The sequence below is a fragment of the Rugosimonospora acidiphila genome (assembly GCF_039543385.1).
Classification (GTDB): domain Bacteria; phylum Actinomycetota; class Actinomycetes; order Mycobacteriales; family Micromonosporaceae; genus Rugosimonospora; species Rugosimonospora acidiphila.
Window position 1 is genome coordinate 34,414 of record NZ_BAABJQ010000015.1, and the last position, 24,533, is coordinate 58,946.

General features: G+C 71.4%; 23 protein-coding genes. 8 read left to right on the top strand and 15 right to left on the bottom strand.

The features are described from left to right. Positions 1-74: 74 nt before the first annotated feature. From ABEA87_RS23725 to ABEA87_RS23740, 4 genes are all read right to left on the bottom strand, one after another. Positions 75-1,943 (bottom strand): beta-mannosidase, encoded by a 1,869-nt coding sequence (locus ABEA87_RS23725; protein WP_345632971.1) that lies wholly within the window; start codon positions 1,941-1,943, stop codon positions 75-77. A 36-nt stretch (positions 1,944-1,979) separates the two neighbouring features. Beyond that, on the bottom strand, positions 1,980-2,819 hold the full coding sequence (locus tag ABEA87_RS23730) for a carbohydrate ABC transporter permease (RefSeq protein WP_345632973.1): 840 nt from the start codon (positions 2,817-2,819) through the stop codon (positions 1,980-1,982). Beyond that, positions 2,812-3,795, bottom strand: coding sequence for a carbohydrate ABC transporter permease (locus ABEA87_RS23735; RefSeq protein WP_345632974.1), 984 nt, complete (start codon positions 3,793-3,795; stop codon positions 2,812-2,814). Before ABEA87_RS23735 ends, ABEA87_RS23730 begins: the two co-directional genes overlap by 8 nt. A 105-nt stretch (positions 3,796-3,900) precedes the next feature. Next, a complete protein-coding gene (locus ABEA87_RS23740; RefSeq protein WP_345632975.1) occupies positions 3,901-5,253 on the bottom strand; it encodes an ABC transporter substrate-binding protein in 1,353 nt (450 codons plus the stop codon). A gap of 341 nt (positions 5,254-5,594) precedes the next feature. Here ABEA87_RS23740 and ABEA87_RS23745 point away from each other — a divergent pair, with 341 nt between their 5' ends. The 3 genes from ABEA87_RS23745 (at position 5,595) to prfH (ending at position 8,446) form a co-directional block, all read left to right on the top strand. After that, complete coding sequence (locus ABEA87_RS23745; protein WP_345633213.1) at positions 5,595-6,428, top strand: AraC family transcriptional regulator; 834 nt, start codon at positions 5,595-5,597, stop codon at positions 6,426-6,428. 192 nt (positions 6,429-6,620) lie between these two features. Then, positions 6,621-7,823, top strand: coding sequence for an RNA ligase RtcB family protein (locus ABEA87_RS23750; RefSeq protein ID WP_345632977.1), 1,203 nt, complete (start codon positions 6,621-6,623; stop codon positions 7,821-7,823). Continuing rightward, positions 7,820-8,446, top strand: coding sequence for a peptide chain release factor H (gene prfH / locus ABEA87_RS23755; protein ID WP_345632978.1), 627 nt, complete (start codon positions 7,820-7,822; stop codon positions 8,444-8,446). The genes ABEA87_RS23750 and prfH overlap by 4 nt, the downstream gene beginning before the upstream one ends. Positions 8,447-8,473: 27 nt before the next feature. Here the strand turns inward: prfH and ABEA87_RS23760 are convergent, their stop codons facing one another. Together ABEA87_RS23760 and ABEA87_RS23765 are read right to left on the bottom strand one after the other, a co-directional pair. Further along, the gene (locus ABEA87_RS23760) at positions 8,474-9,301 is read right to left on the bottom strand and encodes a GNAT family N-acetyltransferase (RefSeq protein WP_345632979.1); all 828 of its coding nucleotides are present in this window, start codon (positions 9,299-9,301) and stop codon (positions 8,474-8,476) included. 202 nt (positions 9,302-9,503) lie between these two features. Next, positions 9,504-10,385 (bottom strand): LysR family transcriptional regulator, encoded by an 882-nt coding sequence (locus ABEA87_RS23765; protein ID WP_345632981.1) that lies wholly within the window; start codon positions 10,383-10,385, stop codon positions 9,504-9,506. 131 nt (positions 10,386-10,516) lie between these two features. Here ABEA87_RS23765 and ABEA87_RS23770 point away from each other — a divergent pair, with 131 nt between their 5' ends. Next, entirely contained in the window at positions 10,517-11,893 is a 1,377-nt protein-coding gene (locus ABEA87_RS23770; protein ID WP_345632983.1) for an MFS transporter, read from the top strand. A gap of 93 nt (positions 11,894-11,986) precedes the next feature. Here the strand turns inward: ABEA87_RS23770 and ABEA87_RS23775 are convergent, their stop codons facing one another. From ABEA87_RS23775 to ABEA87_RS23785, 3 genes are read right to left on the bottom strand one after another with little or no spacing between them, the layout of a single operon-like run. Continuing rightward, the gene (locus tag ABEA87_RS23775; RefSeq protein ID WP_345632984.1) at positions 11,987-12,559 is read right to left on the bottom strand and encodes a cupin domain-containing protein; all 573 of its coding nucleotides are present in this window, start codon (positions 12,557-12,559) and stop codon (positions 11,987-11,989) included. Then, entirely contained in the window at positions 12,546-13,136 is a 591-nt protein-coding gene (locus tag ABEA87_RS23780; protein WP_345632986.1) for a DsbA family oxidoreductase, read from the bottom strand. Before ABEA87_RS23780 ends, ABEA87_RS23775 begins: the two co-directional genes overlap by 14 nt. Beyond that, the gene (locus tag ABEA87_RS23785) at positions 13,133-15,292 is read right to left on the bottom strand and encodes a transketolase family protein (protein ID WP_345632988.1); all 2,160 of its coding nucleotides are present in this window, start codon (positions 15,290-15,292) and stop codon (positions 13,133-13,135) included. The genes ABEA87_RS23780 and ABEA87_RS23785 overlap by 4 nt, the downstream gene beginning before the upstream one ends. A gap of 156 nt (positions 15,293-15,448) precedes the next feature. Here ABEA87_RS23785 and ABEA87_RS23790 point away from each other — a divergent pair, with 156 nt between their 5' ends. Further along, positions 15,449-16,135: a TetR/AcrR family transcriptional regulator gene (locus ABEA87_RS23790; protein WP_345632990.1), complete on the top strand. Its 687-nt coding sequence runs from the start codon at positions 15,449-15,451 to the stop codon at positions 16,133-16,135. 31 nt (positions 16,136-16,166) lie between these two features. On the opposite strand, the gene ABEA87_RS23795 is transcribed toward ABEA87_RS23790, so the two are convergent. After that, positions 16,167-16,682, bottom strand: coding sequence for an SRPBCC family protein (locus ABEA87_RS23795; RefSeq protein ID WP_345632992.1), 516 nt, complete (start codon positions 16,680-16,682; stop codon positions 16,167-16,169). Between the two features lie 529 nt (positions 16,683-17,211). Here ABEA87_RS23795 and ABEA87_RS23800 point away from each other — a divergent pair. Together ABEA87_RS23800 and ABEA87_RS23805 are read left to right on the top strand one after the other, a co-directional pair. Further along, positions 17,212-17,697: a hypothetical protein gene (locus tag ABEA87_RS23800; RefSeq protein ID WP_345632993.1), complete on the top strand. Its 486-nt coding sequence runs from the start codon at positions 17,212-17,214 to the stop codon at positions 17,695-17,697. A 136-nt stretch (positions 17,698-17,833) separates the two neighbouring features. After that, entirely contained in the window at positions 17,834-18,547 is a 714-nt protein-coding gene (locus tag ABEA87_RS23805; protein WP_425570942.1) for a SanA/YdcF family protein, read from the top strand. A gap of 111 nt (positions 18,548-18,658) precedes the next feature. Here ABEA87_RS23805 and ABEA87_RS23810 read toward each other — a convergent pair whose 3' ends face one another. The 3 genes from ABEA87_RS23810 to ABEA87_RS23820 form a co-directional block, all read right to left on the bottom strand. Next, a complete protein-coding gene (locus tag ABEA87_RS23810; RefSeq protein WP_345632994.1) occupies positions 18,659-19,744 on the bottom strand; it encodes a glycoside hydrolase family 11 protein in 1,086 nt (361 codons plus the stop codon). Between the two features lie 609 nt (positions 19,745-20,353). Continuing rightward, the gene (locus ABEA87_RS23815) at positions 20,354-21,223 is read right to left on the bottom strand and encodes a trypsin-like serine peptidase (RefSeq protein ID WP_345632996.1); all 870 of its coding nucleotides are present in this window, start codon (positions 21,221-21,223) and stop codon (positions 20,354-20,356) included. Positions 21,224-21,317: 94 nt separating this feature from the next. Further along, positions 21,318-21,524 (bottom strand): hypothetical protein, encoded by a 207-nt coding sequence (locus ABEA87_RS23820; protein WP_345632998.1) that lies wholly within the window; start codon positions 21,522-21,524, stop codon positions 21,318-21,320. 326 nt (positions 21,525-21,850) lie between these two features. Between ABEA87_RS23820 and ABEA87_RS23825 the strand changes: the two genes are divergently transcribed. Beyond that, positions 21,851-22,420, top strand: a complete 570-nt coding sequence (locus ABEA87_RS23825; RefSeq protein WP_345633000.1) for a hypothetical protein — start codon at positions 21,851-21,853, stop codon at positions 22,418-22,420. A gap of 28 nt (positions 22,421-22,448) precedes the next feature. Here the strand turns inward: ABEA87_RS23825 and ABEA87_RS23830 are convergent, their stop codons facing one another. Both ABEA87_RS23830 and ABEA87_RS23835 read right to left on the bottom strand, forming a co-directional pair. Next, positions 22,449-22,919, bottom strand: a complete 471-nt coding sequence (locus ABEA87_RS23830) for an ArsR/SmtB family transcription factor (protein WP_345633002.1) — start codon at positions 22,917-22,919, stop codon at positions 22,449-22,451. Further along, on the bottom strand, positions 22,916-24,223 hold the full coding sequence (locus tag ABEA87_RS23835) for a COG1361 family protein (RefSeq protein ID WP_345633004.1): 1,308 nt from the start codon (positions 24,221-24,223) through the stop codon (positions 22,916-22,918). Before ABEA87_RS23835 ends, ABEA87_RS23830 begins: the two co-directional genes overlap by 4 nt. Positions 24,224-24,533: the final 310 nt, after the last annotated feature.

Genomic DNA, 24,533 nt, shown 5'->3' on the forward strand with positions numbered 1-24,533 from the left:
TGAAGGGCAATCTGCTTGAGGAATGCCGGAATTCGTCGTTTGACCTGGACGATTCAATGGCGCACTCGAACCGGCTACAGCCGGACGACCGTCGCCCCGAACGCGGGCAGCGACACCTCGGCTCCGCCCACCGTGGCGGTGACAGGCTCCGCGTGTTCGCTGATCACGATGGCGAACCGGGCGCCGTCGTCGCGTACCAGCGCGTCGACGATCAGCCTCGGGTCGCCGCCGTTGTCGACGCTGGGCAGCGCGTCCGCCTCGACGCCCAGGGCGCGGTACAGGCGCACGGCGCCGTCCGGGTTGACGTCGGGCGTGCGCGCGGCGAAGTACTCCACCGGGTAGCCGAGCAGCACGATCTGGCCGCGGCCGGTGCGCCGGGTGACCAGCGCGGGCTGCCCGTCGGCGGTCGCCACGGCCTGCGCATCGACCGGCTCGAAGGGCAGCCGGCTGCGACCGGAGTAGCTGCCGGCGGCGCGGAAGCCCAGCGAGTCGCCCGGGTTCAGTCCACCGAACGGGCGGTCGAGGCGCAGCTCGACCTCGTCCGCGTGCACCGGCGTGACGAGCCCGTAGCGCAGGCCGTGCCGGATGCCGAACATGCCGTCGAAGTCGGGGTGCCAGGGCCCGCGCTGGGCGGGGATGTCGCCGGAGAAGTACGAGACGTAGACCAGCGCGCCCTCGTGGGCCAGGTGCTCCAGGCGTCGCCAGGTCGGCCCGGAAAGGCGCCGGCCACAGGGCACCAGCACCAACTTCGCCTCGGGGATCCCGTCCGCCTCGCGCACCAGCAGCGGCGTCAGGCCGGCCAGCCGGGCCGACACGTAGGCCTGGTGCAGGATCTCGAACTCGACGTCCGCCGCGCCGTCCTCGACCCCGGACGTTTCCCCGTCGAGCCACTGCGGCACGACCATGATGGTGTCGGTGTCGGCGCGGGTGCAGCGCGGAAGGTCTATCTCTCCCAGGGTGCGGGCGAAGGCGGACATCTCCCGGGCGGCCTGCTTCGGTTGCTGGTCGGGGGTCATGATGCCGAAGTGCAGCTCGAACGGGTGGTGGCTGTACGGTGGCTGGTCGACCAGGTTGAAATCGGTGTTGTTCCAGGCGATGAAGCCGGTGGCGCCCGCGGCCAGGGCGGAGTGCAGCACCTGGCGGTAGTAGTCGCCGGCGTGTTCTTCAGAGGAGAAGTTGCTGGTCAGTCCGAACTCTTCGAGCACCACGGGTAGGCCGAAGGTGTTGGCCAGCTCGAGCTTGAACGCGATCAGCAGGTGCTGGCGGATGAGGTCGTCGCCCATGCCGTACAGGTGCGGACCGATCCAGTCGATGGTCTCGCGAAGCTCGCGCAGCCGGAACCCGTTGTCCTCGCCGTAGAGGTCCACGCCCAGCACGCCGTCGCCGAGGGAGACCGGCCCCCGGCCGCCGCCGGCCCGCACCGCCTGCGTCATCAGCTCGGCCCACGCGCGGATGTTCTCGTGCTCGTCGCTGCCGCCGTAGAAGTGCATCTCGTTGCTGATCAGCCAGCCCGCGATGGCCGGGTGGTCGGCGATGCCGGCGACGACCGTGCGGATGTACGCCGCCTGGCGCCCCAGCAGGTACCCGTCGGCGTAGAGGTTGCCGCCCCGGCGCCACGAGGGGTCGAAGTTGCGCCCGGACATGCCGCCGATGATGAAGGTGGGGATGGTCCGAAGACCGTGCTGTTCGTGCAGATCCAGGAACCTGCGGAAGTGCCCGATCATCGTCTCGTCGATGCGGTACGGCTCGGGGTGGAAGTCGGGCCAGAAACAGAAGCTGCGGGTGACGTTCAACCCGAGTTCGGCCAGGGCGGCAAGCTCCGTCGAGACGGTCTGTTCGTCGAACTGACGCCACATGAACGGACCGCCGGCGGCGCTCCAGAAGTTCACCCCGATCCAGGGCGGGCTGGCGGCGGTCAGGCTGCGGGTGGGGCGCGAAACCATGTCTTTCCTTCGTACTGTTCGGAGAATTGGTCGGGATTACTTGACGGCGCCGGCCGTCAGGCCACGGATCAGGAACCGCTGCACGGCGAGGAACCCGCCGACCACGGGAATGCTGACCACGACCGAGGCAGCCATGATCTGGTTCCAGTCGGTGACGTTCCGGGTGGCGTACTCCTGCAGGCCGATGGCCAGCGTACGGGTCGACTCGGTGGTCAGCACCGAGGCGAACAGCACCTCACCCCACGCGGTCATGTAGGCGAAGATGGCCACGGCGATGATTCCGGGGCGGGCCACCGGCAGCACGATGCGCCACAGCGCACCCCAACGGCCGGTGCCGTCGACGAACGCGGCCTCCTCGAGTTCGCGCGGGATGGTGTCGAAAAAGCCGATCAGCATCCAGATCGAGAAGGGCAGGGCGAACGTCAGGTACGTGATGATGAGCCCGAGCAGCGACCCGGACAGCGCGATTCCGGTGTACCGCTGGAGGTTGATGAAGATCAGGTACAGCGGCAGCAGGAACAGGATGCCCGGGAACATCTGGGTCGACAGCACCGCGAACGAGAACAGGCGCCGGCCCACGAAGGCGAACCGGGAAACCGCGTACGCGGCCAGGGTCGCCAGCACCACGGAGATGGCCGCCGCGACCACCGACACGATGATGCTGTTGAGGAAGTAGTGCGCCAGCGGCACGGTGTGCCACATCTGCACGTACGCGTGCAGGGTGAAGTGGTGCGGCCACCAGCTGAACGCGTCCTGCACCTCCGCCAGCGGCTTGACCGAGGTGTCCAGGATGATGAGCACCGGAAGCAGGGTGAAGATGCCGATGAGGGTCAGCGCGACGCGCCTGACCCAGCGCCCTGCGTTCGTCTCACGCATCGACGGCCTCCGTTCCGGTACGCGTCACGCGCAGGTAGACGAACGAGACGATGGCGAGGAACAGCAACAGCAGCACGGACATCGCGGAGCCGAGACCGAAACTCCACGACCCGAACGCGTTGTTGTAGATGTACATGCTGATCGTTTCCGCGCTCTTGGGTGCCGCGCTGCCGAACATGACGAACGGGGTGTTGAAGTCGTTGAAGGTGCCGATGCCGAGGATGAGCAGGATGATGAGGTTGGTCTGGCGGATCTGCGGCAGGGTGATGGACCGGAACTGCCGGATCATCCCCGCGCCGTCCATCACGGCGGCCTCGTAGAGGTCGTCCGGCACCGCCTGCACCGCGGCCAGCAGCATGATGAACGCGAACGGCCACGTCTTCCACACGGCGGTGACCACCATGGCCCAGAACGCGTTGCCGCCGATGAGCCAGAACGGCCCCGAGTGCAGCACGTGCAGGTCGTTGACGAGCAGGTGGTTGACCACCCCGCTGTCCTTCTGGAACATGAACGTCCAGGTCATGATGCCCACGAACGCCGGCAGGGCGTACGGCAGCAGGAACAGCGAGCGCAGCAACGAGCGCCCCTTGAACTCCACCGACAGGAACACCGCCGCCGCGATCGCGATGACCCACGAGAACAGCAGCACCAGCAGCGTGTACGGCACCGTGACCAAGAACGAGTCCAGCAGCCCGCGTCCGATCGGGCCGGAGGTGTCGACGCTGATCCGGAAGTTGCCCAGGCCGGCGAACGGGGCGCTCGACCAGTTGCGGATGGTGTAGATGGTCAGGTGGTAGAAGGCCATCACCACCCCGGCGATCATCGGGATGATGTGGATGAGCAGTTCGAAGAAGATCGCGGGCGCGACGAGCAGGAAGGGCATCACCTTCGGGTTCTGCCACCACCCCGGTTTCGTGCGCCGCGGACGCGACGGCCGCCGCGTGCGGCGATCGTCGTCGGTGACCAGGTTGACCATGGGTTGTGGTGCCTTTCCGGGTTCAGCCGTTGCCCGATGGAATGACAGGCGCGCGGGACGGGTGCGGCGCGATCCAAGCCGCCGCACCCGTCTCGTGACTGGGGGTCACTGCCCGCCGGTGGTGGCGATCAGCTGGCGCTGCGCGTCGTTCAGCGCGGAGACGATCGCGCTGGTCGACGGCGTGGTGCCGGTCGAGGCGGTCTTCGCGATGAGGCTGGTGACCGCACCCCCCAGCAGCGTCTCCAGCTGGCTCTCCGAGGGGTCCAGCGGCATCGGCGCGCTGTGGTTCTCCAGGATGTCCTGGTACACCTTGGTCGTGGCGTCCTCGAACTCCGGGTTGTCGTAGGCGCTGGTGACCACCGGCAGGGTGCCGTAAATGTGGTTGATCGTCACCTGCTCCTGCTCGCTGGTCATGAACTTCACCAGGTCCAGCGCCGCCTTCTGGTGCTCGGTGGAGTCGCGCACGACCAGGTTGATGCCCGCGACGTGGCTCTCGATCGGCTTGCCGCCGGCAGGCAGCGGCGAGAACACCGGCACCTGGGCGATGCCGAACTGCGAGGCGTCCATGCCGAGCTGGGTGAGGCTGGTGGCCACGCCCTGCCCGATCGTCATCGCCGCCTTGTTCTTGGCGAAGTCGGTCAGTGGCGCGGCGCCGTTCTGGGCGTTGGCCGGGTTGGCGATGCCATCCTTGCCGAACAGCCCGACGTAGGTCGTCAACGCGTTGGCGAGCTTCTCATTGGCGAAGTCGGGCTTGCCCGCCGAGTTGTACAGGGGAACCCCCGCCTGCTCGCCGAGGAAGAACGCCCAGTGCGAGGCGTCCGTCGCGTTGCTGCCGTCCAGCGCGATGCCGTACCGGCCGTTGGTCGTGAGCTTCTTACCGTCGGCGATGAGCTGGTCCCAGCTGGTGGGGGGCGCGGTGATGCCCGCGGCGGCGAAATCGGCCTTGTTGTACGCCAGTGAGTACGATGTCGCGTACACCGGAACCGACATCGGGGTCTTGCCCGGCAGGCCGTTCTCGGCGAAGCTCGTCTGCACGAACTTGCTCTGCCCACCGATCTCGTCGAGAACCTCCGGGGTGAACTCCAGGAAGCCACCGCTGGCGGCCAGCGACGGCGCCCAGGTGTTTCCTATCTCCATGACGTCGGCGCCGTTACCGCTGGTGACCGCGTTGAGGATGCGGGTCTGCAGGGTCGCCCAGGGAATCACCTCGAGCTTCACCTTGACCCCTGTCTGGGCGGTGAATTTCTTGAACTCGGCCGTGAGCGTCTGAGTTGTCTGGTCGGCGCCTGTTCCCTGCAGCGTCGCCCAGTAGGTGAGCGTCTGCCCGGATACGCTGCCGGAATCGCCCGAGCCACCGCCGGAGCAAGCCGACAGTGCCAGGACCGCCGCGGCGGCCACGGCCGATACTCCGGCCAGGGATAGGCGGCGGCCACGCGGACCAATCTTGCGGTTATTCATCCGTGCTTTCTCTCTTCTCTTCAACACACCTGTCTCTCACACACATGCAGGTGAATCGGCGCTACCCCCGACCGCGGCGGTCTTCACCGCGCGGCGTAGCTGAAGGGATGGGATGCCGCTTCATCCGAGTGCGCCGTGCCACGAGGGCACGTTACTGGCGCGTTGACACCAGGGTACATAGAGGTTTCGTCGTCAGACCTGGACGAATCAACGGCTTCATCACCGCTCGATAACATGGCGGCGTGGCTCCACTCGACGGCTTCCCCGGCCAACGCTTCCGCGTGCTTCCAGCGCCTCTGACCGCCCACGCGCTGCGCACGGGACTCACCTCGCGACTGCTCGTGACCGACGTCGGCTACTTTCCGCGCGCTCGCGGTCACCTAATGACGAGGCCAGGCGGTACGTCAACGTCGATCGTCATCGTCTGTCAGGACGGCGCGGGGCAGGTCTGGTTCGGCGGGCGCACGTACCGGGTGAACGCCGGCGACGCCGTCGTCATCCCGAAGAACGAACCGCACCGGTACAGCTCCGACGACGAGCACCCCTGGACGATCGGGTGGTTCCACGCCGACGGGCTGGACGTACCGGAGCTGACCCAGGCGGCGCTCGGGCCGGGGCGGGTACCCGTGGCGCCCCTGCGCGACGCGTACACCGCGTGGAATCTGGTCGATCGGGTCATCGCCGCACTGGAACGGGACGAGACCGAGGCCAGCCTGCTCGCCGCTGCCGGGGCGGCGTGGAACCTGTTCGCGCAGATCGCCTCGGAGCGCCGGCTCGGCCCGGCAGGCACCACCGAACGGGTACACATCGCCCAGGACTACCTGCGCAAGAACCTCGCCGACGCGCCGAGCGTCAGCGAACTCGCGCGCCTGGCCGGACTGAGCACCTCCCACTTCGCCTCCGTGTTCCGCCGCTCGGCCGGGATGGGGGTCCTCGAATACATCAAGCGCCTTCGCAATTCGCGCGCCCGGGAACTGCTCGTCGCGACCGACCTGCCCATCGCCGAGGTGGGCCGCTCCGTCGGCTACTCCGATCCGTTCTACTTCTCCCGGCAGTTCCACAGCATCAACGGCACGAGCCCCAGCGACTTCCGTGCACACTACAGGCAGCAGGAGCCACGCCCGGGCACCAGCGATCCCGAGCCCGGGGCGGACAGGATTCCCCGGTCCGGTTGACGGACCGCGACCCCGCCGCTACCGATCGCCACCGCACCGCCGAAAACCGTTTGCCTCGCCGGGGCGGGTTCGGGGACCCTGGTGTTCATGACGTTCTGATGGACAGCACCCCGCCGCTTCTCGGTTCCTCGGCGCCCCATCGCGCCGATCCGCCGCCGCCCATCCAGACCCGTTCCGGCGAAGAGAGCGTCCTTGTCTGCCCAACCATCCCGGCAGCAGCCCCTGCCGCGGCCCACCCCTGTTCCGGGTACGGCCACCGTCGCCATGTTCACCTCCCCCACCAGTTGGGTCGAGTCCGACGCCGTCGCACAGTGCCACCAGGTGGCCGCCCTCGACGGCATGCTGCACGTCGCCGCCATGCCGGATCTGCACCCCGGCAAGGGCGCACCCATCGGCGCCGCCATGGCGTCGAGGGTGCTGTACCCGTTCCTGGTGGGCTCCGACATCGGGTGCGGCATCGCGGTGTTCCCCATCAGCCTCAAGCGCCCGGTACCCGAAAGGCTCGCGGCCCGGTTCCCCGACCTCGACCGCGCGCTCGATCCCGATCGGGACGCCGACGACCCGGCCTGGTCCGTGCTGACCGGCGACATCCCGGCCGGCCACGTCGAGAGCCTCGGTACGGTCGGCCGGGGCAACCACTTCGTGGAACTGGCCCGGGTCGAGACCGTGGCCGCGCCGGATCACGCGCGGCGCCTCGGACTCACCGCCAGCGACCTGGTGCTCATCGTCCACAGTGGATCCCGCGGGCTCGGCGAACGGATCCTGCGGGAACACACGTCGGTCCACGGCGCGGGTCCCGCACCCGATCCCGCCGGGTATCTGGCGGCCCATGACGACGCCGTCCGCTGGGGATCACTCAACCGGCGGCTGCTGGCCGCCCGGGTGGCTCACGCGCTGGGCGCCGTGCCGACAGAGCCGGTGATCGACCAGTGCCACAACCTGGTCGAGGTCCGCGACGACGGGATCTACCTGCACCGCAAGGGGGCCGCGCCGGGCGACGGCCGGGACGTGCTCATCGCCGGTACCCGCGGCACCCGGTCCTACGTGGTGGCCGCGCACGCCGGACCGGAGGCCAACCACTCCGTGGCGCACGGCGCCGGTCGCAAGATGTCGCGCGCCGACGCCCTGCGCCGGGGCCGGGCCAAGCACACGGTCGAAGAGCTGCGCCGCACGCCGGTGGGTTCGCTGGTGGTGTGCGGCGACCGCCAACTGCTGTTCGAGGAGGCGCCGACCGCGTACAAGCGCATCGAGCAGGTCATCGGCGACCTCGTCGAGCACGGCCTGGCCACGCCCGTGGCCAGCACGGTCCCCGTGGTCACCTACAAGACGGCCGACGTCGGCTCGACGCCCACCCGGGACCGCCGCGACCACCGCCGCGGGCGGGGCCGGCCGTGAGCGTGCCGCTGCTGCTGTCGGCCGGGCGCGGTCCGCTCGAGTGCGCCTGGGCGCTGTCCCGGCTGCTGCCCCGCTTGGAGGCCGACGCCGCCCGGCACGGTCTGCAGACCCACCGCCTCCAGACGGTCCCCGGTGACCGGCCGGGCACCTACCGATCGGCCCTGGTCCACATCGCCGGCACCAGCGCCGAGGCGTTCGCCGCCTCGTGGACCGGAACCCTGTGCTGGCAGGCGCCCAGCCCCTACCGGCCCGGCTCCGGCCGGAAGAACTGGTACGTCATCGCTCGGCCGTACCAGCTCGACGCCCCGCACACGAGCTTCGACGAGGCAGACGTCGACGTGGTGCCCTGCCGCACCGGCGGGCCAGGAGGCCAGCACCGCAACAAGGCGAGCACGGCGGTGCGGGCCACCCACCGCCCCTCGGGGCTGGTGGTCGTGGTCGACACCGAGCGGCAGTCGAGCCTCAACCGGCGCATCGCCATGCGGCTGCTGCGCGAGCGCCTCGCGGCCGGCGACGAGGCGGTGGGACGCGCCGTGGACGCCGCCCGCTGGCACATCCACGACGAGTTGGTGCGCGGCAATCCCGTTCGCGTCGAACGCCCGCGCGGGTCGAGCATCGGCTGACGCCGGACGGGTGCGACGCCGGGAAAGTCAGCCGAGCGCCTGCATCAGCGGGACGAACCAGCGGTCCCGGTCGCCGGGGAGTTCCGGGGCGCCGTACACCATGACGGTGGTCGACCCCCATTCCGGCACTCCCCGACCGGCCGCCCACCGCCTCAGCTCGGGATGACGGCCGTCGAGGTCGAGCCGCACCGGCCCATCGATCGTCGCGGCGATGTCGCCGATGAGCGCCCTGGCGTCCGCCGCGTCCGCCGCGATGACCGGCCCGATGACGACATTGTCGACGTTGCGCCACGCGGCGGCGTACCCACTGACGATCCCCCGCCGCTCGACCACGCGAACGCACTCGGCGAAGTCCGGCAACGTCCGCAGCACGTGCGACCGGTCGGCGCCGTTGACCCGCGCGTCGAGCGCCAGCAGCATGGCCAGGTCGCCGGGGACCGCCGGGCGCGTGGCGGCCGGGCCGGTGGGTTCCAGGCGACCCACGTGGGTGTGGGTGGTGCCGATCGGCACGAAGCCGAGCCGCTCGTAGAGCGGACGCCCGTACGGGGTGGCGTTGAGGAACACCGTCGCGTCGCCGGCTTCGTCGAGCAGGTGTGTCATCAACCGCCCACCGAGGCCGCGCCGGCCGTACCGACTGGCGACCAGCACCATGCTGATCGCGGCGAGCCGGGTGCCGTACCGGGTGAGGATGGCCGTGGCGACCACGTCGCCGGCCTCGTCGCGCAGCCCGTACACGGTCCCGACGGCGAACAGCAGCCGCCACTTGTGCGCTTCCGGCAGCCACTCACGGTTTTCGGCGAGCGCGAGGCAGGCGGGCAGGTCGTCGGTCGACAACCGTTCGATCCGGTCGATCACCGACCCATCGTGGTCGCCCGGCCCGCCGGCCCGCAACCGGATTGCCTCCGGCAACCGAGGGGATCGCGTCTAGCCACCGACGCGGCGGCTGGATCTCTACGCAGACCCGCCCTCGCTGGAGGTCGCCGGGATCAGACCGACCCCGGTCGGGCCATTGGAGACCATCGACACGAGCAGGCACGTGCCCCGCCGGGCGTCCGGTTCACGGGCGGGCCGCGGCGTACAGGATGTCGCGCACTCCGGGCAGCGATTCCCGGTCCCCGCGCCAGACCAGCCGCAGGCTCAGGTCCGGCAGCGGCAGGTCGAGCCGGACGAGCGTACCGGCGCGCAGGCCGTCGGCGACGGCGAACCACGGCAGCAGCGAGATCCCGAGCCCGTGCTCGGCCCAGGCGCGCATCACCGGCACCCCGCCGGCCCTGACCCGTTCGGGCCCGTCCCCGAGGATCCGGTCCGCCGCCATCCAGAACGAGCACTCCGGGACGTTGACCAACAACCGCTCGTGGCCGAGGTCCGCCGGGGTCAGCGCGGCCCGGGCGGCCAGGGCGTGGGTGGGCGCGGCGACCAGCGCGAGCGGGACCGGTTCGAGGTCGATGAAGCTCAACGGTCGCGCGGGCGTGGGGAAGCCGAGCCCGCCGACCTCGTCGCCGGAGTCCAGCAGCAGCGCGGCGTCGAGCCGCCCCTCGACCAGGTCGGCGAACAGTCCGGCGCGGGCCCGGTCGGAGTGCACCTCGACGTCGAGGTCGGGCCGCCGTTCGGCCAGCCGGGTGAGCACGTGGGGCACGTGGGAGCCGGCGAGGGTCTCCAGCGCACCCAGCCGCAACCGCTGCCGCTCGCCCCGGACGTCGAGGGCGGCCCGCTCCGCCTGGTCGAGCAGCGACCGTGCCCACCCGGTCAGCCGATGCCCGGCGGGAGTCAGCTCCATCCCCTTCGGGCCGCGCGTGAAGAGGGCCACGCCGAGCGCGTCTTCGAGGGTCCGGATCTGCTGCGAGACCGATGAGGGGGCCAGGCCGAGCGCGACACCCGCGTCCGTCACGGTCCGGCGCCGGACGACGGCCTCGAAGGTCCTGAGTTGACGTAGCTCCACGGGGTGGACGAACACCGCGCGGCATTCGGAAATTCCGAACGGGGCGTGCGGTCGCGGCGGTGGAGCCCCGGCCCGGCCGCCCGCACAGTGGGTCGCGTTCCCCCGTACGCCGCACAGGAGCCGTCTTCGACATGACCCTCGTGAACTCACCATCGCCCACGCCGGCGGACCTCCGCTCCGGACGGGGGCGCACCCGCGCGCTGATCGGCATCTCCCTGGGCTACTTCATGGTGCTGCTGGACATGACCGTGCTGTCGGTCGCCGAGCCCAACCTGGCTTCGTCGCTGCGTACCTCGATGGCCGGCCTGCAGTGGGCGGTCACCGGGTACACCGTGGCGTTCGCCGCGCTGCTGCTGTCGGCGGGTGCCGCGGCCGACCGGTTCGGCGCCGAGCGGCTGTTCCGCGCCGGGGTCGCGGTCTTCGCGCTCGCGTCCCTGCTCAGCGCCGCCGCGGGCGACCTGTGGCTGCTGATCGCCCTGCGGGCGGTCTCGGGCGTCGCCGCGGCGGCGTGCGTACCGGCCTCGATGGCCATGATCGCCGCCCTCTATCCGGTACCCGCGGCGCGGGCCCAGGCGGTTTCGGCGTGGGCCGCGATCAGCGGTGCGGCCGTCGCGGCCGGCCCGATCGCGGGCGGCGCCCTGGTGGACGCCGCCGGCTGGCGGGCGGTGTTCCTGGTCAACGTGCCGATCGGCCTGGTGGCGCTGGGGCTCACGCTGGGTCGGGCGGTGGCCTGCCCGCGTGGCGGCGGCCGCATCCACTGGCCGGCCCAGTTGACCGCCGCCACGGTGCTGGCGCTGTTCACGGACGCGCTGATCGCCGCCGGCGCCCGGGCGTGGGTGCACGTCGCGTGGGCGTCGGTCGGGTTCACGGTGTCGGCGCTGGGCTTCTGGGCCCTGGAGCGCCGCAGCGTGGCGCCGGTGCTGAACCGGGCGCTGCTGCGATCGGGACGGGTACGGGCCGGCCTGCTGGCCGCGGCGGTGGTGAATTTCGCGCTGACCGGTGGGCTGTTCGTGCTGCCCCTGCTGCTGCAGCGGGAGCGGCACTTCGGCCCGCTGGAGGCGGGGCTGGCCTTCCTGCCGCTGACCGTCCCGTTCGCCGCCAATCCGCCGCTGACCGGCAGGATGGTGGCCAGGATCGGTCCCCGCCGGCCGATCCTGGCCGGCCTGGCGCTGCTGGCCGCCGGCGGTGCGGTTCTGGCCGTGGTGGTCTTCGCCGGTGGCGGATACCCGTGGCTCGCGCTGGGCCTGCTGCTCACCGGCTTCGGCGTGTCCTACGTCCTGCCGGCCCTGGTGGCGGCCATCGTCAGCGCGGCACCGGCGGGTACGGCCGGCGCGGTCGGTGGCCTGCTCAACGCGGTACGCCAGGTCGGCGCCACGCTCGGCGTCGCGGTGATGGGTGGTTGCGCCGCCGCGGCGGGTACCGGATGGTCCCTGCTGCTGTCGGCCGGGTGCTGCGGGTTGGCCTGGCTGGTGTTCGCGGCCACCCGCCCGGGCGGCCCGGTCTCCTGACCGGAGCCCCGGGCGTCGACGCCGCGGGCGGCGGCGCACCGGGCGTCGACGCCGCGGGCGTCGGCGCACCGGGACCGGTCTCGCCGGAGTGGCTCAGTGGGTCGATGAGGTCAGCCCGTAGCGGGCCACCAGGTCGTCGACCCACTCGGGACTGCCGTAGGTCAGGCCGTACCGCGCCGCGAGTTCGGTGAATTCGAGGGTCTCCCGCAGGCTCACCCCGGCCTTCGGCTCGACGGCGGCGACCAGCTCGCTCAGCTCGCGGAAGTAGTGCTCGAAGCCGCCCGGCGTGATGACCTCGATGATGCGCCCGGGCCCCGTACCCGCGTTCCACATGCAGTGCATCTGCCCGCGCGGCTTGGTGATGTAGCCGCCAGGCCCCAGGACCACCTCGTCGTCGTCGGACCGGAAGCCGATCTGGCCCGCGACCACGATGGAGTGCTCGTCCTCGCGGGTGTGGCGGTGCGGCGCGGTGATGGCGCCCACCGCGAACGGGTGCTCCACGATGGCCACCTCGCCGCCGTTGTCGCGGCCGTACAGCTTGAAGACCGCACCGAAGCCCGGGATGGCCACCGAGTCACCACCGCCGGGCGGCACCACCCGCAGCGCCGGCGCGCCGGCCCCCGAATCCGGCGGGGTGGCCCCGGCCGAACCGCTATCCCGCCGCATGTGCCCGCTCCGCGAGGCGTTCGAACTCCGATGCCGGGAGCAACCCCGAGACCGACTCCCCCGCGATGAACCACGTCGGCGTCGCCCGTACGCCGTGACGGGCGCCGATCGACTCGACCTCGATGAGGTCGGCGTCCGGGCCGCCGTCGGCCAGCGCGGCGCGCAGCGCGTCGAGGTCGACACCCACCTCGCCGGCGTGTCGCTCGATCACCGCCGGGTCGCCGAGGTCCTCACCGAGCGCGAAGTGCGCGGCGAACAGCTTCCGGTTGAGGTCGGCCGAGACGTCGGGCCGGTTGCGGCGAACCCATTCCGCCACGGCCAGCGCCCGACGCGAGTTGGGCAGCCGTGCCGGCCAGTTCAGCGGCAGGCCGGCAAGCTCCGCCTCGCGCTCCAGCGAGGTGTACATCGGTCCGACCCGCGGACCCATCTCGATCCCCTCGGGCGGAACCTCGGGGTGGATCTGGAACGGCAGGTGCACCACCTCGAGCCCGCGCCGCTCGAGAATGTCGTTGCGCTGCTGTCCCACGTAGCAGAACGGGCAGATGAAGTCGAACCAGTGCAGCACCGGAGCGGTCATAGCGGAATCCCTTGCGACCTCGAGAAGTTGGCGGCCTTGGCCAGCGATTCGCGCGCGGCGTCCACCACCGCCTCGGCGGTGAACCCGAACTCGCGGAACAGCGTCTTGTAGTCGGCGGAGGCGCCGAAGTGTTCGATCGAGACGATCTCGCCGAGGTCGCCGACGAACCGGGGCCACGACTTCGCGATCCCCGCCTCCACCGCCACCCGGGCCCGGACCGAGAACGGAAGGACGGACTCGCGGTAGTCGGCGTCCTGCGCGTCGAACCACTCGAAACACGGCATGGACACCACCCGGGTACGCACGCCCTCGGCCTCCAGCCTGGTACGCGCCTCGATCGCGAGCTGCAGCTCCGAGCCGGTACCGATCAGGACGATGTCCGGGTCGCCGGCTGCGGCGTTGGATTCCTCGGCGACGACGTACCCGCCCCGGGCGACGCCGTCGATCTGGGTGCCATCCAGCACCGGCACCGGCTGCCGGGTCAGCACCAGCGCGCTGGGGTGGTGCGTGTCCTCCAGCACCGCCTTCCACGCACCGGATGCCTCGTTGACGTCCGCGGGGCGGACCACGTTGAGGCCGGGCACCGCACGCAGTGAGAAGAGGTGCTCGACCGGCTGGTGGGTCGGTCCGTCCTCACCGACGCCGATCGAGTCGTGCGTCCATACGTAGACGACCGGCAGCCCCATGATGGCCGCGAGCCGTACCGCGGGGCGCATGTAGTCGCTGAAGCTCAGGTACGTGCCGCCGTAGGGACGGGTGCCGCCGTGCAGCGCGATGCCGTTGAGGATGGCACCCATCGCGTGCTCGCGGATGCCGAAGTGCAGCGTGCGCCCGTACGGGTTCGTTGGCCACATCGACGTGGACGCCTCGACCGGACCGAAGGAGTCGGCACCCTCCATCGTGGTGTCGTTGCTCTCGGCCAGGTCGGCGGAGCCGCCCCAGAGTTCCGGCAGCACGTCCGCGAGCGCGGACAACGCGGCGCCGGAGCCTCGGCGGGTGGCGAGTTGCTGGCCCTCGTCGCGCCACGTGGGCAGCTCGTCGGCCCAACCGTCGGGCAGCGAGCGGGTGGCGAGGCGGTCGAACAGCGCGCGGCGGTCGGGGTTGGCCGATGCCCACGCGTCGAACCGCTCCCGCCACTGCTCGTGCCACCACTTGCCGCGCACGACGGCCTCGCGGGTGTAGGCGAGCACCTCGTCGTCCACGGCGAACCGCGCCGCCGGGTCGAGGCCGAGGGACCGCTTGAGGTCGGGTACCTCGTCCGGGTGGGGGCCCGACCGGTCTGGGTCGTCGCGCGACGCCAGACGCACGCCGGACTGGTCGGACGGGTGCGACAGGACGATCGACGGGCGCGGGTCGGCCTTGGCGGCGGCGATGGCGTGCTGGAGCGCGACGACGCCCTCACCCCTCCCGACGACCTGAACGTGCCAACCGTAGGCGTCGTAGCGCTTCGCGAGGTTCTCGAACCGTTCGGTGGGTGTGCCGTCGTCGTTCGAGAACACGTTGTCGTAGAAGACGATCAGGTTGCCGAGTTGCTGACGGCCGGCGACCGAGGATGTCTCGGCGCCCACGCCCTCCTCGATGTCGCCGTCCGAGGCGATCACGTAGATGTGGTGGTCGAAGACGCTGTCACCGGGCGCGGGCTCGGGGTCGAACAGGCCGCGCTCGCGGCGGGCGGCCATCGCCATGCCGACCGCGGTGGCCAGGCCATGGCCGGGTACCCCGACGGTCGCCTCCACCCCGGGGGTCCGACCGTACTCGGGATGCCCCGGGGTCCGCGAACCCAGGCGACCCAGCTCCCGGAGATCCTCCAGCTCCAGCCCGTACCCGGCGAGGAACAGTTGAACGTAGAGTGTCGCGCCGCTGTGCTCGGCGGAGAGGATGAGACGATCCCGTCCCGGCCATGCCGGGTCGCTCGGGTCGTGCCGCATCACCCGCTGATACAGCCCGTAGGCCAACGGTGCCAGGCTCATCGCCGGTGCCAGGCTCATCGCCGCACCCGGGCCACCGGCGCCGGAGTGCTCGATGGTGTCCGCGAGAAGCACCCGCGTGGTGTCCACGGCGCGGGTGTCGAGATCGGCCCACTCGATGGGCGGCTCGCGTCGCGACAGTGGATGGGTTACCGGCAACTCGGAAGCGGGATCGCCGCTGGGGTTCATCCGGAAGGCCTTTCAGATGTACTTTCGTTACAGAGAGAGAGTGTAACTCGGGAGATCCTCGTGCCGGGCGCGTCGCGCAGGAGGCGCGCATGTTACAGTGACTGGCTGTAATTCATCAGGTATGGTCTGTGACCGCCGTCATCCGCGAGGTGATCCGTGGCCCGAGCACGACAACCGCAGCGCGGAACGGACAGCGATGACGGGGCGGGGCAGACCGAGCAGCGTACGCACGCCGGCGGCCGGCCCCGGGACGCGGCCATCGACCAGGCCATCATCGACGCCACGCGTGATCGACTCGTCCGCGACGGCTACTCGAGGATGACGATCGGCGACATCGTCGCCGACGCCAATGTGACCCGACCCACGCTGTATCGCCGTTGGGGCAACAAGTTCGACCTGGTGGTCGACGCGATCGACTACGGATTCCGCATGCACCGGGACCTGTACGCCTTCGACCCGTCCGAACTCCAGCCGCGCGAGGCTCTCGTCGAGGCCGTCCGCCGGCTCGACCCCGCCTACTTCAATCCCGACGCCATGGTGCTGGCGGCCAACTTCGGCGGCGAGGCGATCCGCACCCCGGAACTGCTCGCGATGCTGCGCGAGCACGCCATCGAGCCCCGGGTCGCACTGCTGGCGGAGGTGCTCACGCACCTGCGGGAGCGCGGCGCGGTCAAGGCCGACCTCGACACCGGCATGATCTCGATGATGTGCATCGGCAGCTACTTCGCCGCGTTCTACCGCGGCGAGGCGAAGGAGGACATTCCCGAGCGCGTGGTGGCCCTGTTGTGGCCCGCCATCTGCGCGACACCCCGGCGGCGCTCCACCACCCGAACCCCGGACTGACCCGGACGGACGGCTCCATCGCGCGGCCCGCTCACCGGTCCCGGGCCTTCCCATCGAACTTGCCCGCGACCGCGTGGTCGGTGTCGGTCACCCGCCCCGTCTCGATGACCTGCTTCAGCCTGCGCAGGTTCGCGGCCACCTCCGCCGCGGGCGGCTTGCCCACCAGGGCCAGCGCGCCGCGGCCCAGCCCGCCGAACGGCGTGTTGAGCACCTCGCGCACCCGGGTGCCGTCCGAGTCGGGGGCCGGGCTGAAGTGGACGGTCCAGTACGTCCGCACACCGGGTGGCGACGTCGTCTCGTACCGGATCAGCTCGTTCGCACGCTCCTCGGTGAGCCTGATCGTGGACTTCAGCCGGACGCCGAGCGGACCCTCGATGGTCCACCGGAACGTCGTCGCGCCGAGTTGCTGGATGGCCATGACGTCGCCCAGGAAGCGGGGCAGGTTCCGGAAGTCGCGGTAGAAGTCGAAGACGTCCGCGACGGGACGCCCGATGGTGACCGTCGCCTCGACGCCGCTGTCGTGCAGAACGAGTGATGGCTGGCGCATGGCTGTCTCCGACAGGTCCTCGTGAACCGCTCGCGACGTGCCGACGACCCTACCGGCCGATCGCGAGCGGCTGATCGCGTTGTGGCCCGTCGGAGTCGACGGATGCTCGGCGGGCGTGTCCAGCGTGGGCACGCCTGCTGCCAAGCCTAGGCAGTGCGCCGGGCGGCGGGACACCGAACGCCGAAGACGCGGAGCGACGCGTCGACGCGCCCCGGGCCGGTGCCGGCCCGGCCAACCGGCGACCGGCTCCGGTAGGTCGATCGGGTGAATGCCCGGCCGCCAACGGGGTAGAGCCGCCGCAGCAGGCCGAAGGGAGCGGATCGTGGCGGAGTCGTGGCCGACCGGGCCGAGAACGGGCCGCATTTCCGACCGCGCCTGGCCGGTACGCGTGGACGGCGGAACAGGGAATGGTCCCGACGGTAGCGCCCTCGCGTCCGCGCGACGCGACCGTCCCACCGGGCCCCGGACCGGACCGGCCGGCGGGCGGCCGCTGACCAGGCTGACCGTGGCCGGCCTGACGGCACATGTCGTGTTCGAACTGGGAGCCGGCGTCGGTATGCCGCTCGCCTCGGTGCTCGGACCGGTCGCCACGCCGAGCCTCTGGGCGCTGACCACGGGATGCGTGTGGCGGATCGCGGGCGCCGAGCACGCCATCGCCGACGCGCTGTCGGCGATGGTCAACGGCTTCGGGATCGCCGCCGTAACGGCCCATCTGGGTGGCTGGCCGACCCGCCGTACGCGGATCGGGCTGCCCTGGTTGACGGAGTGCGAGGGGCTCGGGTCCGAGCTGATGCCCCTCTACAACACGACCCTTTACCTGTCCGGCGTCACGGCACTGCTCGCCCTGATCCGGGAGAAGCGCACCACCGGCCCGCGCCTGCCGGCGGCCATGCTCGGGCTGGTGCCGGTGCTCATCGCGTTCCAGCACTGGGAGCACCGTCGGCTGCGCCGGCAGGCGCACACCCGCCCCGGCTGGTGGACCCGCCGGCTGCGGCGCCTGGAACCCATCCCGTGACGCCACGGCGCGCCGGGTGCGCCACGACCGCCGCGCAGTTGCCGGGGTGCGGGGCGCCCGGAAGAAGTCGATCCGCGGTGCGAGGCGCCCGGCTGCGCCACCGGTTGCCGCCCTCTGCGATCCTTGGCGAATGCCGATGCCCCGATTCGTGAACGAGATGTCGCGGTGGCGGCCGAGCGCGAAAACGCGACGCTGGCTGCGGCGTGGCGTGGTGGGCGCGGCGGCCGTCGTGGTGCTCGGCATGGTCGCCACGGTGGCCAGCGTGGCCTGGGTACGGGCCGGCGCCCGGGGACACATCTTCGACAAGGCGGACGTCCCCGCCGCACCGGTCGCACTGGTGCTCGGCGCCCAGGTCGACGCGGACGGGAAGCCGTCCCCGTTCCTGGCCGCCCGCCTGGAACTCGCCCGGGAGCTGTTCGTCGCCGGCAAGGTCAAGGTAATCCTGGTCTCGGGCGACCACATGCACTGGGACTACGACGAGCCGGACGCGATGCGCGACTGGCTCCTCGCGCACGGTGTGCCGGACGGGAAGATCGTGCGGGACTACGCCGGCTTCGACACGTACGACTCGTGCGCGCGAGCCAAGCGCATCTTCGGGGTCACGCGGGCGACCGTGGTGACCCAGACCTACCACGTGCCGCGGGCGGTCACCCTGTGCCGCAGGCTCGGCCTGGACGTGAACGGCGTCGGCGACGACACCGTCAAGCGGTACCGCACACCGTGGCGCGACAGCTCCATCCGCGAGTACGGGGCCTGCGTCAAGGCGGTGCTCGACGTGGTGTCCGGTCGCGACCCGGCCCTGCTCGGCCGCCACGAGACCGGAGTCCAGGACGCGCTGCGCCGCGGGTGAGCCTGCCCGACCCGTCCCGATCGCGGTAGCCGCGCCTCGACCACGGCGGTCGGGCCGGCCCGAGGTGTCCCGGGACGGCCCGACCGGTGGTGGCTGTTCGCGCTCGTACGGTCAGGGACTCGTGCAGCTGATGCCGCTGAGCGTCTGCGAACCGTCCCCGTTGCCGGTGTACCCGAACGAGGTCGAGGCGCCCGCCCCGATGGTGCCGTTGTAGGAGGCGTTCTTGACGGTGACCGCCCCGCTCGTACCGCTGTTCACGCCGTTCCACAGGCTGGTGATGCTCTGCCCGCCGGCCAGTGGAAGGTGGACGGTCCAACCGTTGAGTGTGGACGATCCGCTGTTGGCCACGACCACGTTGGCCTGGAAGCCGCCCGTCCAGCTGCTGACCACCGAGTAGGTGGCGCGGCAGCCGCCGCCACCCGGGTTGGTCGGCGGAGTCGTCGTCGGTGGCGGGTTCGTCGGCGGCCTGGTGGTGGGTGGGGCCGTCGTCGGCGGCGGGGCGGAGCCGCCGAGCGTGATGTTGGAGTTGCCGCTGCTCTGGTACCCCTCGGTGGCAATGATCATGTAGTTGAAGTTGCCGAGGTTCATGCCGTAGCGGGCCCAGGCGTCGAAGTGGTTGCCGGTCGTGATGGTGCCGCCGGTGCGCTTGCTCTGCCGGACGCTCCAGTACTGGTTGAACGTCGCGGTGCCCTGGATGGACGGCTCGTTGTACCGCGTCGTCTCGTAGATGTCGTACGTGCCACCGTCGCTGGTGACCGTGCCCTTGTAGGTACCCGTGGGCCGGTAGGTGCCGTAGTTGTCGACGATGTAGTACTCCACGAGCGGGTTGGTCGTCCACCCGTACAGCGACAGGTACGCGTTGCCGGACGGGTTGAAGCTGCCCGAGTAGTTCACGCTCATCCGCCCACCGGTGGCCCAACCCTTACCGGCGACGAAGTTCCCGACGTTGCTCCACGAGGTGCTGTAGGCACCGCCGGTACCCAGGCTCATCGAGACCGACCCGCTGCCGGCGGTCCAGAACGAATAGAAGTAGCCGTTGTTCGTGCCCGTTTGATTCGAGGTGACGATCGTGTCGGCGTTGGCGATGCCGGGCAGGATCGCCACGGCGGCGACCAGCGCCGCGGCGCAGACGCCGCCGAGGAGCAGCCTCGTCCGGCCGCGTCTGCGGCTTGCCGGACGGGCGGGGACGTCGTTCATGTGCGTAGTTCCTCCTCATGAGGACTGGCGGCCGGGCCAGGCGGGGCGACGCGACCCGGCTGGGCCGTCGCTGGCCGGGTACGGGTCACCGCGGGCCGGCGGGTCCGGAGCGGGTGAGACGTATCGACAGTTGTCGAAGTCTGTCGATAGGCGACAGTATTGGGCCGCCTTCGTCGCGATGTCAACAGTTCCCGGAAAGATTGCGGAACCGGTGTCCGCCCCAGGGAATCCCCAGGAGAACATCCATGCTGTTCAACGGCTTGCCTTCGGGCGGATGGGCGCCGGATGCGCCGGTCACCGATGCCGAATCGACTTCGGTGCTACCGGAAGTTTCGGAGGGCTTCCGGGGTCATGGCCGGAGTCTGGCGCAGGGGCCCACGGAGGCATGAAGGAGCGGGGCACGCCCGGTTCGCCACCGGGTCGGCCCATGGTCGTCGGCGCCGCTCAACGGCGAGGACGCGGCCCCGTCCGGCTGCCCGGTTCTACGCCTCCCGCGAGGCGCCATCGCCGCAGGGCCTCACAGGGCCTCGTCATCGCCGTGCCGCCGTCGCCGCCGAGCGTCCCGTCGCCGCGATGCTGCCGCTGCCGCCGCGCGGCCGTCGCTGCGGCTCAGCAGCCGTCGCTGCCGGGCTCCGGCAGGACATCGGGCCTCGCGCCGCGCGCCGCCCGCTCATAAAGCGCGAAGGTGTCGGCGCCGAAGCGGGGGCTGTAGGACGTGTAGTCGACGCAGCCGCCCTGGTGCAGGCCGCCGATCAGACCCACCACCGCCTGGGATCGGCCGTTCCCGGCAAGCCAACCCGAACCGCTGGTACCGCCGACATATCCGCCGCAGTCGAACGCCGGGTAGCCGTCGAACGCGTAGGTCGGCACGGTGCAGGTGATGGGCTTGTCGTCGATGCCGTGCGGGTACGAGACGATGCGCACGCGCTCGCCGGGACGCGGGGCCGGTGCCAGCGAATATCCGCGCACCACGTCACCGAGGCGCACCGTGCGCCCGCCGCGCCGTTGCGGGGCGATTCGCAGGAACGCGTAGTCGTGCTGAGGGTCCTGTGTGGACAGCCAGTGCGGGTCCACGTAGGCGCCGGTGACCTGCCACACCCCGTACGGGGTCTTGCCGTCGTGGTACCCCGGTGCGAACAGGGCGCCCCGGCCGTCGCCGGACAGGCAGTGCGCCGCGGTCAGCACCAGGTCCTGCCCGGGGCTGCTGATGACGTCGCCGGTGCAGGAGTGCGGCGAGGATGTCCCGGCAAGGAACAGCGCGCCGACGCCGGGCACCCCGTTGAAGGTGCGCGCGGCGGGAATCGGCTGTGCGCTGGCAGCGGGCTGCCCGCTCGCGGTGGGCTGAGCACCCGGGCCGGGCTGGCCGGCGGCGGCCGGCACCGCGGTGCCGATCAGCGCGAACCCGGCCGCGCCGGCGGCCAGCATGACGGACAGTCGCCGGCGCCGGGCCGACGCGTACTCTCTCATCTCCGCGAACACATCGATAGCGTACGCGCATGATCGACAACGTCAACAGTTCGCCGAATCTCGACGTGTCGACGTCACGGATTGCGCCATACGTCGTCGACATCGATCAGGATGTGGGCGGCTTCGTGGCCGTTATCGCGGTGTGTTGGCGGGACAGGTCGACGGTGATGCTCTGCCGGCCGAGCAGCTCCCGGTGCCCCTTGCGGGCCCAGAACTCGCCGTAGACGCGCACCTTCGCGGATAGGCTGGCGGCGTTCCGCCATGGCGCCAGGCCGCCGTGCGCCTCGACGACGAAGTCAAGCAGGTCTGGCATGACCGGTTCTCTCCGTACGCGGCCGGGCGGCCCGCGCTCTCGGCCCACCCGGGTGGCCGCGGCGACGAGGAGCAGCCGAGCGGAACGAACGGCGACGCGTCCGCCACCAGGGTATCGGCGGCCCCGGCTCCCGCCGTCCGAATCGGCGTACCGTCGGCCGGTTGGGTGACCACCGCCCGCCCGATACGCGTTTACCGCGCGTCGGCTCGGGAAGAGGCTGCATCGTCGTGGCCTCGACCGGCGCATGCCCCGTCAATCGGGATGCGACACCGCGGAAAGGAGCGGGAGACATGCCGGGTGCGCAAGGGCTCCGCACGGAGCACCCGATGGTGCGCCTGGACATCCCCACCGGGATGCCCTTCGACGCGTTCATCACCGCCTTCGAACGGGCGGCCCCCGTGTTCGACTCGGGGGCCGCGCTACGGGCCGGTCAGTCCAAAGAAGGTCAATCCAAAGGCGGTGGTCAGTCGGGAGGCGGTGGTCAGTCGAGAGGCGGTGGTCAGTCCACGGACGGTTGGCACGATTTCCAGGCGGCGGTGGCGGCCAATGCCCCGAACGAGCTGATGATCTTTGGAAAGGTCGAAGCGACAGCGGTCATGGCGATCGCCGGGCACCAGACAAAATCCACCGAGTACCTGTTGGGCAATCCGGTGACCGCCGAGAGCATGTTCCGCTACCACCCGGCGTCCATGCTCTACGCGCCGCTGCGCATCCTGGTGCACAGCGACGACAACGACTGCGCCATCTTCACCCTGGACCAGCCGAGCGTCGCGTTCGGCGGGTTCGGCATCGCGCAGATCACCGAGGTTGGCGTCGGCCTCGATCGCAAGGTGGCCAACCTCCTCAGGCTGATCGGCGTCGAACCACCCGAGGCGCTGGCCGGTCCCGCCGAGTGAACCGGCCCGCCAGGGTCAGTCTCCTCTGTTAGCCGCGGACCGCGGCGCCGGCCGCCTGCGCGGGCGGCCATTCGTCGGGCGTCGCCACAGCGTGCCCGGCGTGCCCGGCGTGCCCGGCGTGCCCGGCGTGCCGGCGTGCTCGGCGTGCCGGCGTGCTCGGCGTGCTGATGGTGGCGCGGCACCAGCAGTGCGGCCAGCGCGGCGACGAGGCAGACGCCGCCGAGTGCCGCGAACCCGTAGGTGTAGCCGCTCTCGGTCGGCAGGCCCGCAGGTACCGGCCGTTGCGCCGCACCCCCACCACACCGCTCTCGCGCAGGCTGCGCCAGTGGTGGGTAGCGGTGGACTTGGGCACGTCCGACAGCAGCTCACCGCAGCTGTACTGGTAGGCACCCCCGACCGCCAGGCGGGCCACCACCCGCAGTCGAATCGGGTTCGACAGCGCCTCGAGGACACTCGGAAGGTCCAACTGCTCCCGGGTGGGCTGCGGCAGGGCTGTCATGGTTCGAGTGCACTCGAACGATCGTCCACGACCTGCGTGCGATCGCCGCGCCCGCTCCCCTCCCCACCGAGGAGCGCGGCCACCTCGGCCAGTTCCGCCGCCACCGCGGCGAGCTCCGCGATCATCTCCGCCGGATCCACCGCGCCCTCCGGCGGACCTCCGGCGACGGGCCCCACGGGCGCCGGCAGCCCGGGACGATCCGGCCGGACCTCCCCGCGCAGCGCGGGCATCAGCACCGTCTCGGCCTCCGACGGCCGCGCGCCACCGCCTCCCCGGCGGCCGGGGCGGGCGACCACCCGGGCCGGCCCGGCCCAACCGGCCGGCATCGCGATGGGCGCCGCGGGGTGCGTCGCGGTGGGCGTCGCGGCCAGCGCCCCGCTATCGGGCCGGCCGCGACGCCTGAGCATCAGGCCCCAGATCAGGCCGATCAGTACGGCGGTGCCGCCCGCGACAAGCGGCCACGCCATGGCATCGCCCGCATCGAGGGTGGTGGCCCCGCCACCGAGTGGCGGCAGGACGGACACGACCGGCGCGACGGCCTGCGCGGTGACGCCGGACAGGCTCACCGGAACGAGTACCTGGTACGGCTCCTGGGCGGTCCGGGCCGGCTGGCCGGTCGCCGTGAGGGTGGCGCGAACCAGGCCGGTCAGTGGCGTGTCGGCGCGGGCGGCGGCGTCCACGGTCAGCGGTACGACGATCGACTTCTGTTCGGCGGGCGCCAGGGTACCGGGCAGGCACCGCGCGGCCGCCGGATCCGGCGATCGCTGGCGCGCACAGTCCACGGGCAACGGACCGGTACCGACCCCGCGCGGCAGCACCACATCCAGCGCCGCCGCGGCCGGCAGGGCGCCGGTGTTGGTCAGGCTGATGCGCAGCCGGCCCGGAACGTCGGGCTGGGCGCCGAGGGTGACGTCGTCGACGCGCAGGTCGATGCCGGCGGCGGGCGGACCGGACGGGAACAGCACACCCCAGGTGCCCCAGGTCCCCCTGGCGTCCCCGACCTTCGCGCCGGCCGCTCTCGCGGTGACGGTGAACCGCCCGACCAGCGGCGGGTGCCGCCAGGCGTCCGGGGACACCACGATGGCGACCGGCAGGGTGAGCGACGCGTCCGGTGCGACGGACGGCACCGAGCAGTGGCCGTGCGCGCAGGCACCGGTCGCCGCGTCGCTCACCCCGTCCGGAACGGTGTAGTCGACCCGTACCGCCGCGGCCACGCTGCCCGTGTTGCGGACCGTGAACGCGAACGAGGTGGTACCCGCACCGCGCCAGTACGCGGAGTTCAGCAGGGCATTGCTCGCGGACACCGTCACCATCAGCGTCCGCTGCGGGCGATGCGGCCGGTGACCGATGACGGGCGCGGACAGGACCGGTCCGCGCGGGATCGGTGGGGCCGTCGGTGCCGGCGCACGGGTGGGCCCGGGCGTCGCGCGCCCACGCGGCGGGGGCGTCACGTGCCCATGGGGCGCGGGCGTCACGTGCCCACGCGGCGCGGGCGTCGCATGCCCACGCGGCGCGGGCGTCGCGTGCCCATGCGACGCGGGCATCGCATGCCTGTGCGGCGCGGGCGTCACGCGCCGGTGCGACCGGGGCGAGTGCGCGCCCTTCGCGCTTGGC